This window comes from Halobellus sp. Atlit-38R, from assembly GCF_003665925.1.
Lineage (GTDB): Archaea > Halobacteriota > Halobacteria > Halobacteriales > Haloferacaceae > Haloquadratum > Haloquadratum inordinatus.
In genome coordinates this window covers 73,647-86,731 of record NZ_QXIJ01000006.1, presented here as the reverse complement: position 1 = coordinate 86,731, position 13,085 = coordinate 73,647, and the positions used below count along the sequence as shown (strand labels likewise).

Annotated in this window: 11 protein-coding genes; 6 read left to right on the top strand and 5 right to left on the bottom strand. The window is 66.3% G+C overall.

Going from position 1 to position 13,085, the window contains the following annotated elements; all coding sequences use genetic code 11:
- Nucleotides 1–86: 86 nt before the first annotated feature.
- Nucleotides 87–3,332, top strand: coding sequence for a carbamoyl-phosphate synthase large subunit (carB, locus tag D3D02_RS10085; RefSeq protein ID WP_121569858.1), 3,246 nt, complete (start codon nucleotides 87–89; stop codon nucleotides 3,330–3,332).
- A 319-nt stretch (nucleotides 3,333–3,651) separates the two neighbouring features.
- Nucleotides 3,652–4,263, top strand: coding sequence for a DUF6149 family protein (locus tag D3D02_RS10080; RefSeq protein WP_121569857.1), 612 nt, complete (start codon nucleotides 3,652–3,654; stop codon nucleotides 4,261–4,263).
- Between the two features lie 6 nt (nucleotides 4,264–4,269).
- Here the strand turns inward: D3D02_RS10080 and D3D02_RS10075 are convergent, their stop codons facing one another.
- Nucleotides 4,270–5,625, bottom strand: coding sequence for an NAD(P)/FAD-dependent oxidoreductase (locus D3D02_RS10075; protein ID WP_121569856.1), 1,356 nt, complete (start codon nucleotides 5,623–5,625; stop codon nucleotides 4,270–4,272).
- A gap of 230 nt (nucleotides 5,626–5,855) precedes the next feature.
- On the opposite strand from D3D02_RS10075, the gene D3D02_RS10070 reads away from it, so the two are divergent.
- The gene (locus tag D3D02_RS10070) at nucleotides 5,856–6,731 is read left to right on the top strand and encodes a homoserine kinase (RefSeq protein ID WP_121569855.1); all 876 of its coding nucleotides are present in this window, start codon (nucleotides 5,856–5,858) and stop codon (nucleotides 6,729–6,731) included.
- Between the two features lie 153 nt (nucleotides 6,732–6,884).
- On the opposite strand, the gene pdxS is transcribed toward D3D02_RS10070, so the two are convergent.
- Nucleotides 6,885–7,793, bottom strand: a complete 909-nt coding sequence (pdxS, locus tag D3D02_RS10065; RefSeq protein ID WP_121569854.1) for a pyridoxal 5'-phosphate synthase lyase subunit PdxS — start codon at nucleotides 7,791–7,793, stop codon at nucleotides 6,885–6,887.
- Between the two features lie 133 nt (nucleotides 7,794–7,926).
- Between pdxS and D3D02_RS10060 the strand changes: the two genes are divergently transcribed.
- Together D3D02_RS10060 and D3D02_RS10055 are read left to right on the top strand one after the other, a co-directional pair.
- Entirely contained in the window at nucleotides 7,927–8,691 is a 765-nt protein-coding gene (locus tag D3D02_RS10060) for a DUF1405 domain-containing protein (RefSeq protein WP_121569853.1), read from the top strand.
- Between the two features lie 71 nt (nucleotides 8,692–8,762).
- Nucleotides 8,763–9,815: a hypothetical protein gene (locus D3D02_RS10055; protein WP_121569852.1), complete on the top strand. Its 1,053-nt coding sequence runs from the start codon at nucleotides 8,763–8,765 to the stop codon at nucleotides 9,813–9,815.
- 28 nt (nucleotides 9,816–9,843) lie between these two features.
- Here D3D02_RS10055 and D3D02_RS10050 read toward each other — a convergent pair whose 3' ends face one another.
- The 3 genes from D3D02_RS10050 to D3D02_RS10040 all read right to left on the bottom strand — a co-directional run bounded on the left by D3D02_RS10050 (nucleotide 9,844) and on the right by D3D02_RS10040 (nucleotide 12,083).
- Nucleotides 9,844–10,935, bottom strand: a complete 1,092-nt coding sequence (locus D3D02_RS10050) for an aminopeptidase (RefSeq protein ID WP_121569851.1) — start codon at nucleotides 10,933–10,935, stop codon at nucleotides 9,844–9,846.
- A gap of 102 nt (nucleotides 10,936–11,037) precedes the next feature.
- Nucleotides 11,038–11,634, bottom strand: coding sequence for a DUF1684 domain-containing protein (locus D3D02_RS10045; protein WP_121569850.1), 597 nt, complete (start codon nucleotides 11,632–11,634; stop codon nucleotides 11,038–11,040).
- A 167-nt stretch (nucleotides 11,635–11,801) separates the two neighbouring features.
- On the bottom strand, nucleotides 11,802–12,083 hold the full coding sequence (locus D3D02_RS10040; protein WP_121569849.1) for a hypothetical protein: 282 nt from the start codon (nucleotides 12,081–12,083) through the stop codon (nucleotides 11,802–11,804).
- A gap of 350 nt (nucleotides 12,084–12,433) precedes the next feature.
- On the opposite strand from D3D02_RS10040, the gene cmk reads away from it, so the two are divergent.
- Complete coding sequence (gene cmk / locus D3D02_RS10035; protein WP_121569848.1) at nucleotides 12,434–13,048, top strand: (d)CMP kinase; 615 nt, start codon at nucleotides 12,434–12,436, stop codon at nucleotides 13,046–13,048.
- The last annotated feature ends 37 nt before the right edge of the window (nucleotides 13,049–13,085 follow it).

Here is a 13,085-nt window from a genome sequence, read left to right as displayed (position 1 = left end):
CGGAAAGATTACGAATTTCGAAATGACCCTTCGCATCTCGTAGTATTTCGCCGGGCTTATTACGATGTACGGACTGCCTCACAGTGATGACTGACGAGGACATCTCGACAGACGGTGAGGCAGCGTCCGAAGACCGGACGATACTGCTCATCGGTAGCGGACCCATTCAGATCGGACAGGCGGCCGAGTTCGACTACTCCGGCGCACAGGCCTGCCGGGCGCTGCAGGAGGAAGGCGCGCGAGTCGTCCTCGTCAACTCGAACCCCGCGACGATTATGACGGACCCGGAGATGGCGGACCGGGTCTACATCGAGCCGATCACGCCCGAGGCGATTTCTGAGATCATCCGCGAGGAGAACCCCGACGGCGTCATCGCCGGCCTCGGCGGCCAGACCGGTCTGAACGTCACGGCCGAACTCGCAGAGCAGGGCATCCTCGAGGAGTACGACGTCGAGATTATGGGCACGCCGCTCGACACCATCTACGCCACCGAGGACCGCGACCTGTTCCGCCAGCGGATGGAGAACATCGGCCAGCCAGTCCCCGCGTCGACGACGATTTCGCTCGACGAGGGCGAAGAAGTGCAGCGGATGACCGAAGCCGACCTCCAGGACCGCGTCGACGACGCCGTCGAGGAGGTCGGCGGGCTGCCGGTCATCTCGCGGACGACGTACACCCTCGGCGGCTCCGGGTCGGGCGTCGTCCACGAGAAAGAGGAACTCTACGAGCGCGTCCGCAAGGGTCTCCGCCTCTCCCGGAACTCCGAAGTGCTCATCACCGAGTCCATCTCGGGCTGGGTCGAACTCGAGTACGAAGTGATGCGCGACGCCGACGACTCCTGTATCATCATCTGCAATATGGAGAACATCGACCCGATGGGCATCCACACCGGCGAGTCCATCGTGGTCACGCCCTCGCAGGTCATCCCCGACGAGGGCCACCAGGAGATGCGCGACGCCGCGCTCGAAGTGATCCGCGAACTCGGCATCCAGGGCGGCTGTAACATCCAGTTCGCCTGGCACGACGACGGCACGCCCGGCGGCGAGTACCGGGTCGTCGAAGTGAACCCGCGCGTCTCGCGCTCCTCCGCGCTGGCCTCGAAGGCGACCGGCTACCCGATCGCCCGCGTGACCGCGAAGGTCGCGCTCGGAAAACGGCTCCACGAGATCGAAAACGAGATCACCGGCGAGACGACCGCTGCCTTCGAGCCGGCGATCGACTACATCGTCACCAAGATCCCGCGGTGGCCCAAGGACAAGTTCGACGACGTCGACTTCACGCTCTCGACGGCGATGAAGTCGACCGGCGAGGCGATGGCCATCGGACGGACCTTCGAGGAGTCGATGCTGAAAGCGATCCGGTCGACGGAGTACGAGCCCGCGACCGACGTCGAGAGCGTCTCCGACGAAGAACTCGAAGCAGAACTGCTCGAACGGCCGACCCCCGACCGCACCTACGCTATCTTCGAGGCATTCGACCGCGGGTACAGCGTCGACGATGTCCAAGAGCTGACGGGCATCAAAGAGTGGTACCTCGAACGCTACCAGCGCGTCTCCGAGGCGATGGACGCGGCCCAGGAGGGCGACTTCACGACCGCCGCGACGGCCGGCGTGACAAACGCCGAGATCGCCGCTTCGACGGGCGAAAGCGTTGCTGACGTCGAGACCGCCGTCCCCGGTCGCACGTACAAGCAGGTCGACACCTGCGCCGGCGAGTTCGCCGCACAGACGCCGTACTACTACTCCTCGCGCAAGCCCGAGTTCTACTCCGGCCCCTACGAGGGCGACGCCGCGGCGGGCGAGCTCCGCGTCGACCGCGACGTCGAGAGCGTCGTCGTCGTTGGCGGCGGCCCGATCCGGATCGGCCAGGGCGTCGAGTTCGACTACTGTTCGGTCCACGCCGTACAGGCACTGCGCGAGATGGGCATCGACGCGCACGTCGTGAACAACAACCCCGAGACGGTCTCGACCGACTACGACACCTCCGACGGCCTGTTCTTCGAGCCGATCACGGCCGAGGAAGTCGCCGACGTCGTTGAGGCAGCCGACGCCGACGGCGTGATGGTCCAGTTCGGCGGCCAGACCTCCGTCAACATCGGCCACCCGCTCGAATCGGAACTCCAGCGCCGCGGCCTCGACTGTGAGATCCTCGGGACGAGCGTCGACGCGATGGACCTCGCGGAGGACCGCGACCGCTTCAACCGCCTGATGGACGACCTCGGCATCCTCCAGCCCGAGGGTGGCTCCGCGACCAGCGAGGCAGAGGCGCTCGACCTCGCGAACGAACTCGGCTACCCCGTCCTCGTACGTCCCTCCTACGTGCTGGGTGGCCGCGCGATGGACGTCGTCCACTCCGACGCAGAGCTGAAAGAGTACATCGAGGAGGCCGTTCGCGTCTCCCCCGACAAGCCGATCCTCATCGACCAGTTCCTCGCAGATGCCATCGAACTCGACGTCGACGCCGTCTCCGACGGCGAGCGCGCGATCATCGGCGGCATTATGGAACACGTCGAGAGCGCGGGCGTCCACTCGGGCGACTCCGCGTGTATGATCCCGCCGCGCTCTCTGGACAACGAGACGATGGCCCGCGTCCGCGAGGTCACAGAAGACATCGCGACCGCGCTCGACACCGTCGGCCTCCTGAACGTCCAACTCGCCGTGAAGGACGGCGAGGTCTACGTCTTAGAGGCGAACCCGCGCTCCTCGCGGACGGTCCCGTTCGTCTCGAAGGCGACGGACGTCCCGATCGCGAAACTCGCCGCGAAGGTGATGGCCGGTGAGACTCTCGACGACCTCGACGTCCCCGAGAAGATCCCAGAGGACGTCAGCGTCAAAGAGGTCGTCCTGCCGTTCGACCGCCTCCCGGGTTCGGACCCGCGTCTCGGCCCGGAGATGAAGTCGACCGGGGAAGTGATGGGTACGGCGTCCACGTTCGCGAAGGCCTACGACAAGGCCCAGGACGCGACGGGCAAGTCGATCCCCGAGTCCGGCACCGCGTGGGTCGACCTCTCGGCCGAGGAGTTCCCCGACCCCGGCACCGAAGACGGGGACGCCCTCGAAAACGGCTACGCGGAGTACTTCGACCTCGCGACGTTCGACGACGACGACGACCTCGTCTCGGCGCTCCGTGAGGGCAAGATCGACCTCGTCGTCTCCCGCGACCGCGACGCGCTCGAAGTCTGTGTCGAAGAGGAGATCACGTACTTCTCGACGACCGCCTCCGCGTTCGCCGCACTGGAGGCGCTCGACGCGAAGGACGACCCGATCGACGTCGAAGCCGTCTCCGACCGCCCGCGCCGCGTCGAAAACTGGGGCGCACAGTCCGACGACTGAGAGGGCGTATCGTACGTCCTCAGATAGTAGCGTTTGCAACTGATTACACAGCCAATCGCCCGACTGCGTGCGATTCGGTGCGTGAAGACTTGCAAACGCTACTATAGGCTTCTCGCTGGACGGTACGGCGAGACTCCCCGAACAGTTACCATTCCCCCTATGAGCGGCGCGCGGGTCGGCGCGAACCGACCACGAAGTCGGTGACGCCGAGTCGACTGTCGCTCGCTTCGTTCTTCTCATATGTCTCTTTTGGCCGTTCGTGAGCGGCGCAGCGCCTGCACGCGTGTGATTGAAGGTCTGTCGGTCCCAAGCGAAACCGATGAAACTCCGCCAGAACCTCCGGCACTTCGCGGCGAAGAAAGCGCTGACGATGCCGGTCGTCGGCGACATCGCGACGGACAAACTCGTTGACCTCCACGTTCGCGTCTTCGGGCAGAAGGCGGACCCCGACCACCGCGAGGAACGCGAACCGCATATGGAGACCTTCTTCGAGTTGACGTTCGACACGTACGTCCGTGCGCTCGAAGAGGGATTCAGCGAGGCGGAAGCCCGCGAGATCACCCACATCCAGGCCAACTTCGACTTCTACAACTACGGCTGGACCGAGATGATGGAGTTCCCCGTCGACGAACTGGAAGCCCACTACGAGCGCTACGCGGACTTCTTCGAGCGGTACGACATCGACATCGCGAACCCGCTGGGCGACTTCCGGACCAAAGAGATTCCCGACGCGCCCGCGACGCCGGAGCGGCTCGACGACCCCGAGCATCCGCACGCCGTCGGCGGCTTCGCCGACGACGTCTACGTCGAGGGCGACGACGGCGAAGTCCGTGTCGGCGGTCGCGAAGAACCCGAGGACGTCGACGTCGACATCGCGCCCGGACTCCAGGACGTCGACGCCGACGCGGAGACCGACGAATCGGAAGCCTGATTCGCGTTACTCGTCCGTTCTCGCCCCGACCTGCGCGTCGATCCGGTCGGCCACCTCGTAGCCGGCGACGACCCCGCCGTTGAGCGAGCGCTCGGGGTACTGCGCCTCCGAGGCCATCCCCGCGTAGTAGACGCCCTCGCCGACCTCTTCGTCGAGCTGGTAGGGGACGACGAGGTCGAGATAGCCGCACTCGTAGATCGGCGCGGCGCGCGGGTTGCGGGCGATCCGGAATTCGGAGACGGCTGCCCGATCGAAGTCCGGAAACATCGATTCGATCTCTGTGAGCCACCTCTCCCGCACCTCGTCGTCGTCTAGTTGCCACAGGTCCTCCGTCTCGTCTTGCACGTAGGAGGCGACGTACAGCAGGTGGTCGCCGCCGTAGCGCTCCCGTTCGACGAAGTTCGTGTGTTCGATGAGCGCGCCGAACGGTGCGTCGTGTGCGACGTTCAGCCAGTAGGTGTCGAGCAGCGACTCTTCCATCGTGACGAGACCGCAGATCGCTCCCTGGAAGTCGATCTCACAGGGAAATCCCGTCAGTGACTCCAGGACGTTCGGCATCGTCGCGACGACCGCGGCGTCGACCTCGTGTGTCTCCTCGGCGTCGGCTCCGGGGACCGCCTCGGTACCGTCGTAATCGACAGTGAGCGAGTTGACCTGCCCATCTTCGACCGTGAGGTCCGTGACGGGCGCGTTCGTCGTGATGTTCTCCCGGCCGACCGCGTCGACGAGTGCATCCAGAAGGACGCCGAACCCGCCGTCGAAGTACCCGAGGATCTCGCCGCGTAAGAGGTCGCGCTCGCCGCGGAAGCGCACGCGTCCGAGGAACCACGCCGCGGAGATGTCGTCTTTTCTGTCCCCGTACTTGCCGTCGAGCAGGGGATCGACGAAGTTCTCGTAGACGCTCGTCGTGGTGTGTTCTTCGACGAATTCCCGCACGGTGACGTGTTCGTACTCGGAGAGGTCGTCGTAGGCGTCGAAGTCTGGGAGCCCGCCGCGAACGTCGACGCCCTGCGTGAGCATCCCGAGCCGGAACTTGTCGTAGAGGCTCATATGTGGATACGCGAGAATCTCCCAGGGGGTGTCCAGCGGGTGGACGACGCCGTCGACGTAGTAGCCGTTGGTACCGACCCGCCACTCGATCCGGTCGCCGACGCCGAGTTCTTCGGCGAGATCGACGATGGTCTCCTCCGATTTCGAGAGGTGGTGATAGAACTGCTCGATGTCGTCACCCGGCGTCTCGTAGGTGGCCGCGAGGCCGCCGAGCTGTGGCGCGGCCTCGAACACCTGTACGTCGTGCCCGCGCTGCTGTAGCCGATAGGCGGCTGCGAGACCCGCGATCCCGCCGCCGACGACGCCGATCATACGCGGAGTACTCGACAGCCCGGAAAGTGCTTTCCGTTCCCGGCGTCGGCGCCGCGTGTCGCCGCCGCCCAGCGGGACCGCCCGACGGGATCCCGCCGACTTATAGGGATTGTCGTAACTGTTCAGAGATTCTCGCCGTACCGTCCGGCGAGTCATCTATGCGGACTTACGACAATCCCTATTACCGTCGTTCGCTACCTTTTTACCCGCCGTTGGGCAACGGAACGCGTATGCAGACGGTCAGGGCCCCCGCGACGAGCGCGAATCTCGGGAGCGGTTTCGACGTCTTCGGCGTCGCCCTCGACCGTCCCGCCGACGTCGTCCGCGTCGAGAAGGCCGACCGGACGACGATCGAGATGACCGGCGTCGGGAGCCAGTACATCCCCGAGGACCCCGAGAAGAACGTCGTCGGCGCCGTCGCCGAGGAGCTCGACGCGCCGGCGCACATCCGGATCGACAAGGGGGTCCGCCCCTCGTCGGGACTCGGCTCGTCGGCAGCCAGTTCGGCTGCGGCGGCCGTCGCGCTGAACGCGCTCTACGACCGCGGGCTCTCCCGTGAAGAACTCGTCCCCGTGGCCGCCGAGGGCGAAGCGGTCGTCTCCGGTGAGGCCCACGCCGACAACGTCGCACCCGCATTGCTCGGTGGGTTCACCATCGCCCGCGGCGACGCGGTCACGACCGTCGACGCCTCGATCCCGCTCGTGGCGTGTCTCCCCGAGATCGCCGTCTCGACCCGCGACGCCCGCGGCGTCGTCCCCGAGTCGGCGGCGATGGACGACGTCGTCCACACCGTCGGCTCCGCGGCGACGCTCGCAATCGGGATGTGCCGCGACGACCCCGAACTCGTCGGCACCGGGATGGACGAGCGCGTCGTCACCCCCGCCCGCGCGGAACTCATCACCGGCTACGATACGGTCCGCGAAGCCGCTCTCGAGGCGGGGGCGACGGGCGTGACCGTCTCGGGTGCCGGCCCGGCCGTCATCGCGCCGTGCCGTGAGTCCGACCGCCGGGACGTCGCCGCCGCGATGGTCGACGGCTTCGCCGACGCCGGCGTCGACTCCCGCGCGTACCAGACGCGCGTGAGCCGGGGCGCGACGCTGTACTGACGCCGTCGCTACATCTTCGTGTGTTCAGTTTCGAGAGCCGCCGCACCGCGCTATCGGCCGGTGACTGGATGCAACGTGCAACGGCGAAAACGAGCGGAACAGCGCGCGTGAAACGGAACTAGACGAGACTTGGCTGCGGACCCGAACGTCCGCTTAGACGCCGCGGCCCTGCAGTTTCTCTTCTTCGGGGAGGTCGGTGTTGGCCTCGCCCTTCATTCCCTGGCCGAGGTTCGAGGCGATTTCGGCGAGCACGTCGGGGTCGTCCCAGTTGTTGACGGCCTCGACGATCGCTTCGCCCATCGCCGGCGGGTTCTCCGCGCCGAAGATCCCGGAACCGACGAAGATGCCGTCACACCCGTGGTGCATCATCAGCGCCGCGTCCGCGGGGGTCGCGATGCCGCCGGCGGCGAAGTTCACGACCGGCAGCCGACCCATCTCGGCGGTCTCGTGGACGAGATCGGCGGGCGCTTCGTGCTCGCGGGCCCACTTCTCGCGCTCCTCGTGGGTCTTGCCTTCGAGTTCGCGGATCGCGCCCTTGATGTTGCGCTGGTGGTGGACGGCTTGATTCACGTCGCCGGTGCCGGCCTCGCCCTTCGTCCGGATCATCGCCGCGCCCTCGTCGATCCGGCGGAGCGCTTCACCGAGGTTGCGCGCACCGCAGACGAACGGCGCGGTGAAGTCGCGCTTGTCGATGTGGTAGCGCTCGTCGGCGGGCGTGAGCACCTCGCTCTCGTCGATCATGTCGACGCCGACCGACTGCAGGATCTGCGCCTCCTTCGTGTGGCCGATCCGGGACTTGCCCATCACCGGGATGGAGACGGACTCGACGATCTCTTTGACGTCTGCGGGGTCGGCCATCCGCGCGACGCCGCCGCGCTTTCGGATGTCCGCGGGGACGGCTTCGAGCGCCATCACCGCGACCGCACCGGCCTCCTCGGCGATCTTCGCCTGTTCGGCGTCGACGACGTCCATAATGACGCCGCCCTTCTGCATCTGTGCGAACCCGCGCTTGACGAGGTCGGTCCCGCGACGGAGTTCGGACAGATCAGTCTCCTCGGACATACTACTCGGTTGCGGTCGGACACACTTAAACAGTTCACCCCACGGCCGCCGACGACGGGCCAACAGACTGCCACGTCGGCGGCGCTCGATCCCGAACCGGCACCCCTTTTTCGACGCACTCCGAGCCACCTGTATGGCATCGTCTCCCGCGTCGTCTTCGGGGCTTCGTCGGTTCGTCTCGGGCGACGGCCTGCCGGTACCCGACGGGCTCCCGTGGTGGCTCGCGCCGCTGCCGACGTGGCTCGAAAACGTCGGCCTCCAGTTCGCGTGGCTCGTCGTCGCGATCAATCTGCTCGGGACCGCCTTCGGCTTCTGGTACTACGGCTTTCACCCGCTGCCGCTCTCGGACCCGCTCATCACCTGGCAGTTCGCGGCCGAACCGGTCGTGATGTGGCCGTTCGTTCCCGACAGCCCGCTGGCGACGCTGTTCATCGCGCTGGCGTTTGCGAGCTGGAAGCTCGGACGGACGAACGAGTACCTCGTCGCGTTGGCGTTCTTCGGCTGCTGGAAACTCGGCCTCTGGACGCCGTACGTGCTCTCGGTCTTCGCCGACGCGTTCCTCGACATCACGTGGTTCCCGCTGTACGTCTTCCTGTTCGTGAGTCACCTCGCGATGGTCGTCGAGGCGTTCGTCCTCCATCGGATCTCGGACTTCCCGGTCCGCGCCGTCGCCGTCGCGCTCGTCTGGTACGGCTTCAACGACGTCGTCGACTACTTCGTCCCCATCGTGGGCGACCCACACCACACGTCGATTCCGCTCGCCGACACCGCGGTCGTCGGCGGCACGACTGCGCTCCAACTCGCGGCCGCTGGGGCCGTCGTCCTCACGTTCGTCGCCACGTTCGCCGCGCTCGCGACGCGCGTGAAGAAACTGGAGTTGCAGATCGAGCGCGAGTAACGCCTCTCGGCCGCCGGTCACCACCGCATCACCGCCCACGCTTTTGCCCGCGCCACGCGTACCCTGATTCGATGAGCGACCTCTTCGACGCTGTCGTCGACCTCCCGCTCTCGATCGAATCGACCGACCGAACGCGACGCGACCGCGACACGTCGAGCGGTTTCGTCAGAACGACGACGACGTTCCATCTCTCCGGTGCGGGTCACACCGGCCGCGGCGAGGACGTCGCCTACGACACCGAGGATCACGACGCGCTCGCGGACGCGCCGGCGTTCGATTTCGCGGGCGAGTACACGTTCGCGTCGTTCTCGGCGCATCTGGACGACGTCGACCTGTTCCCGACGAAGTCGCCCGAGCGCGAGACGGCGCGGCACTACCGGCGCTGGGCGGTCGAGTCGGCCGCGCTGGACCTCGCGCTCCGGCAGAACGACCTTTCGCTCGCCGAGGCGGTCGACCGCGATCCCGCGCCGCTCCGCTTCGTCGTCTCGACGCGCCTCGGCGACCCGCCGACGCCCGACCGCCTCGATGCGATCCTCGACGCGTATCCCGACACCGAGTTCAAACTGGATCCGACCGCCGAGTGGACTGCCGAGGTCGTGGAGGCGGTCGCCGCGACCGACGCGGTCCGAATCTTGGACCTGAAAGGGCTCTACGAGGGAACGCAGGTCGACACCGAACCGGATCCGGACCTCTACGGACGACTGCTCGATGCCTTCCCCGAGGCCGTCATCGAGGACCCTGGACTCACGTCGGAGACGCGACCGCTCTTTGACGGCGAGGAAGGCCGCGTGTCGTGGGACTACCCGATTACGGGCGTCGAATCCGTCGAGGCGCGACCGTTCGAGCCGGAGTGGCTGAACATCAAGCCCTCACGCTTCGGGACCGTCGAATCCCTGTTCGAGACGATCGAGTGGGCCGAAGCGCGCGGCGTCTCACTCTACGGCGGCGGCCAGTTCGAACTCGGCGTCGGCCGCGACCACATCCAGCTACTCGCGTCGCTGTTCTACCCCGATGGCCCGAACGACGTCGCGCCCGCGGGCTACAACGACCCCGACGTGCAGTCGGGGCTGCCGAGGAGTCCGCTCGACGCGCCGGAAAATTCGAGTGGGCTCAGTTGGGAGTGACGGCGGCTGTCGGCGAGACAGCGCGATATTAGGCGTCGTCGAAGCCGTCCTCGAAGACGAACGTCCCGTTGCGCTGGACGACCTCGCCGTCGACCTCGATGACCGAATCCTCGCTCATATCGACGATCATATCGACGTGCTCGGCGCTCTCGTTGCGCTCGTTCTCCTCGCCGACGGTGTCCGGATACGCCGAACCGACGGCCATATGGACCGTATCGCCCATCTTCTCGTCGAACAGCATATTGTAGGTGAAGCGGTCGATCGCGCGGTTCATTCCGATCCCGAGTTCGCCGAGGTAGCGCGCCCCCTCGTCGGTCTCGAAGATGCCGTCTAACACGTCCTCGTTCCGACCGGCGCTGTAGGATTCGACGCGGCCGTCCTCGAACCGGACGCGGACGTCTTCGATCTCGCGACCCTGGCGATAGAGCGGCATATCGAAGTACACCTCGCCCTCGACGGAGTCTCGCACCGGCGCGGTGAACACTTCCCCGCCGGGGAGGTTCTTCTCGCCGAAGTCGTTGAGCGTCTTGTTGCCCGCGAGGCGCATCGTCACGTCGGTCTCCTCGCCCGACTTGATCCGGATCTCGTCGGCCTCGTCGAGGATCTCGACCATCTGCGCCTGGTGCTCGCGCTGGGCCTCCCAGTCGAGGCTGACGGCGTCCCAGACGAACCCCTCGTAGGCTTCGGTGCTCATCCCCGCGAGCTGGGCGTTCCCGGACGTGGGATACTGCGTGAGACACCACGTCTTCGAGAGCCGCTCTTGGAGGACCGGCTTCATCGCGCGCCGGTAGGCAGCGTTGCGCTCGGGGGCGACGTCGGCCGTCTCGGTGGCGTTGACGTCGCCGCGGACGGCGATGTAGACGTCCATCTCCTCGTACATCGCGAGCAGGTGCTCCGGCGTCTCGAAGTCGCCGTCGTGGTTGCGGAGGAACGCCCGCGTCGCACGCGAGTCGCTGTTCAGCGAGACGGGATGGGCCCCTCTGTCGGCGCACTCCTCGTGGAGTGCGACCACGAGGTCCTCTGCGGCGGCCGGCGCGCTGATCACGACGCGGTCGCCGGCCTCGATGTCGGCCGAGTGGTCGGCGACGATCCCTGCGTGTTCGCGGATTCGCGGGTCCATACCTGTGGGTCGTCCGTGCGCACCAAACACCTTTCGCCCCCTCGTCGCCCGCGGCTTTCGAGCGCCGCGGACTCACGACGGCGCGGGACCGTGACTACCCGCTCACTCGGACGGCGACCAGTCGCGCTCGCCCGCTCGGATCGCCGTCTCCAGCCAGTTCTCCTCGGGTGGGAGCGGACACTCGAACGTCTCGCTGAACGCGCAGAAGGGGGTGTACGCGAGGTTGAAATCGAGCGCGACCGTCTCGTCGTCGGCGAGGTCGCCCTCGGGATGCAGTTCGATGTACCGCCCGCCGCGGTAGGTCTCCTGTCCGGTCGTCTTGTCGCGGAACGGGACGAAGATCGGCTCCTCGTCGTCGTCCGGACGCTGTTTGTAGCCGTGGACCTGGTGGGTCTCCCCGCCGAGTTCGAACGCGAAGGTGACGACGCGAACGTAGCGAACTTCGTTGCCGGCGGTCGTCTCCATCGGCACCGGCTCGGGGTCGTCGTGAGCGGTGACCGTCGCCTCGACGCGGAGCTCCGGCGCGGGGTCGAAGTACACCAGCCCGTCGAACGAATCGCGGTGCTCCGGGGGAATCGGCGACTGCGGGTGCGAGCCGAAGAACTCGTCTTTCTCCTCGCGATTCGCTCGCAGCTCTGCGACGTACGCCGCCGAATCGTCGGATGGATCTGATTCCGACGAATCGTGTGTCTCGGTCATATCGAATCCACGCGCGCCGTGCCGTAACCTTTGACGGTTCTGCTGCGACGGTCCGGACTAGCGAGGTTGTGCTGTGAGGAGTCGCGAGTCGCTCTCGACGGTCTTGGCGATCCAGGACGGGCGAGTCAGAACAAATGGCGAGGACGACCCCCACTATCCGTCGTCTATCACCGGGCGTCGCTGTCGGTGTGGTAGCTGTGTCCCACGACGAGCGCGACAGCGTTCACGGCGAGGAGGGCGACGAACGCGTTCGGTTCGCTTCCTTCGAGGCCGCCGGCGAGAAGGGGCAGATACAGAAACGGGAGGGCAACGGCGGCCCAGAACGACACGAACCGGACCGGTGCAGCGAGAAACTTGATCGGGGCCTGGAGGGAGGCCGGCGGCGACTCGATCACCTCACGGATGCGACCGATCCGCTCGGAACCAAACGGGCGGTGGGAGTTCGACATTTACGGGGACACCTCGATCACTATTACAGCATCGGGGGTCATATAGCCGCCAGAGCGTTCCCGTCACTTCATAATCGTTCACGCGAGAAGCCGCCGGCTAATACGTTTCACGGCGGGCTAAGAGGCACCGAGACGGTTTATACTCCGATCTAACCCTTCGATGGTGCCTCATAAGTGCGAGCAGCCGTCCCCATACCTGGTCGACCGTCGTCGATGGTAGCACGGTGAGCCTCACCCCCTCCGTGTGTACGGTGCCCGTGGTGAGGACCGCCTCGTGACGTGCTCTCGAACGGCGAAGCGCCTCTCAGTCCCGCGGATTTTTGTGCTCAGGCGGTAAGTCCCGAACGTCTATGACAGACGACGACGTCCCGACGGCGCGGTCGGTCGACAGCAACCTCTTCATCACGGTTTCGGGACCGCCGGGCTGTGGCGCGACGACCCTCTGTGAGGGGCTGTCGTCGGCGCTCGACTGCGGCTACGTCTCCGGCGGCGACATCTTCCGCGACCTCGCCGACGAGCGGGACCTGTCGCTCTCACAACTCATCGCGAAGACCGACGAGACCGACGAGATCGACCGCGCGCTGGACCGTCGCCTCCGCACGATCGCCGAAAAGTGGGGCGCGTCGAGCAAGCCGTTCATCCTCGAATCGCGGCTCGCCGGCTGGCTCGCCGGCAACCGCGCCGACCTCCGGATCTGGCTCGACGCCCCCGAGGAGGTGCGCGTCGAGCGCACGCGGGACCGCGAAGAGATGGAAGCCGAAATGCGGGTTCGCGAGGTCAGCGAGGCCGGGCGGTACAAATCCTACTACGACATCGACGTGTCGGATCAGTCCTTCTACGACCTCTCGATCAACACGGCCCGCTGGAGCCCCACGGCGACGCTGGAGATGGTCCTCACCGCGATCGAGGAGTACGACCCCGAAGTCGACGAGGGTGCGTTCCACACCGAAGACGTCGAACTGTAGCCCGAAGCGAGCGGACGTCTTCTGTGTGGGTCGCGAA

What these genes read in the sequence shown, in the direction of transcription:
- carB (WP_121569858.1), top strand. Translation starts at nt 87, where the DNA reads ATGACTGACGAGGACATCTCGACAGACGGTGAGGCAGCGTCCGAAGAC.
- D3D02_RS10060 (WP_121569853.1), top strand. Translation starts at nt 7,927, where the DNA reads ATGGCATCGTCTCCCGCGTCGTCTTCGGGGCTTCGTCGGTTCGTCTCG.
- D3D02_RS10050 (WP_121569851.1), bottom strand. Translation starts at nt 10,935, where the DNA reads ATGGACCCGCGAATCCGCGAACACGCAGGGATCGTCGCCGACCACTCG.
- D3D02_RS10045 (WP_121569850.1), bottom strand. Translation starts at nt 11,634, where the DNA reads ATGACCGAGACACACGATTCGTCGGAATCAGATCCATCCGACGATTCG.
- cmk (WP_121569848.1), top strand. Translation starts at nt 12,434, where the DNA reads ATGACAGACGACGACGTCCCGACGGCGCGGTCGGTCGACAGCAACCTC.
- D3D02_RS10055 (WP_121569852.1), top strand. Translation starts at nt 8,763, where the DNA reads ATGAGCGACCTCTTCGACGCTGTCGTCGACCTCCCGCTCTCGATCGAA.
- D3D02_RS10070 (WP_121569855.1), top strand. Translation starts at nt 5,856, where the DNA reads ATGCAGACGGTCAGGGCCCCCGCGACGAGCGCGAATCTCGGGAGCGGT.
- pdxS (WP_121569854.1), bottom strand. Translation starts at nt 7,793, where the DNA reads ATGTCCGAGGAGACTGATCTGTCCGAACTCCGTCGCGGGACCGACCTC.
- D3D02_RS10040 (WP_121569849.1), bottom strand. Translation starts at nt 12,083, where the DNA reads ATGTCGAACTCCCACCGCCCGTTTGGTTCCGAGCGGATCGGTCGCATC.
- D3D02_RS10080 (WP_121569857.1), top strand. Translation starts at nt 3,652, where the DNA reads ATGAAACTCCGCCAGAACCTCCGGCACTTCGCGGCGAAGAAAGCGCTG.
- D3D02_RS10075 (WP_121569856.1), bottom strand. Translation starts at nt 5,625, where the DNA reads ATGATCGGCGTCGTCGGCGGCGGGATCGCGGGTCTCGCAGCCGCCTAT.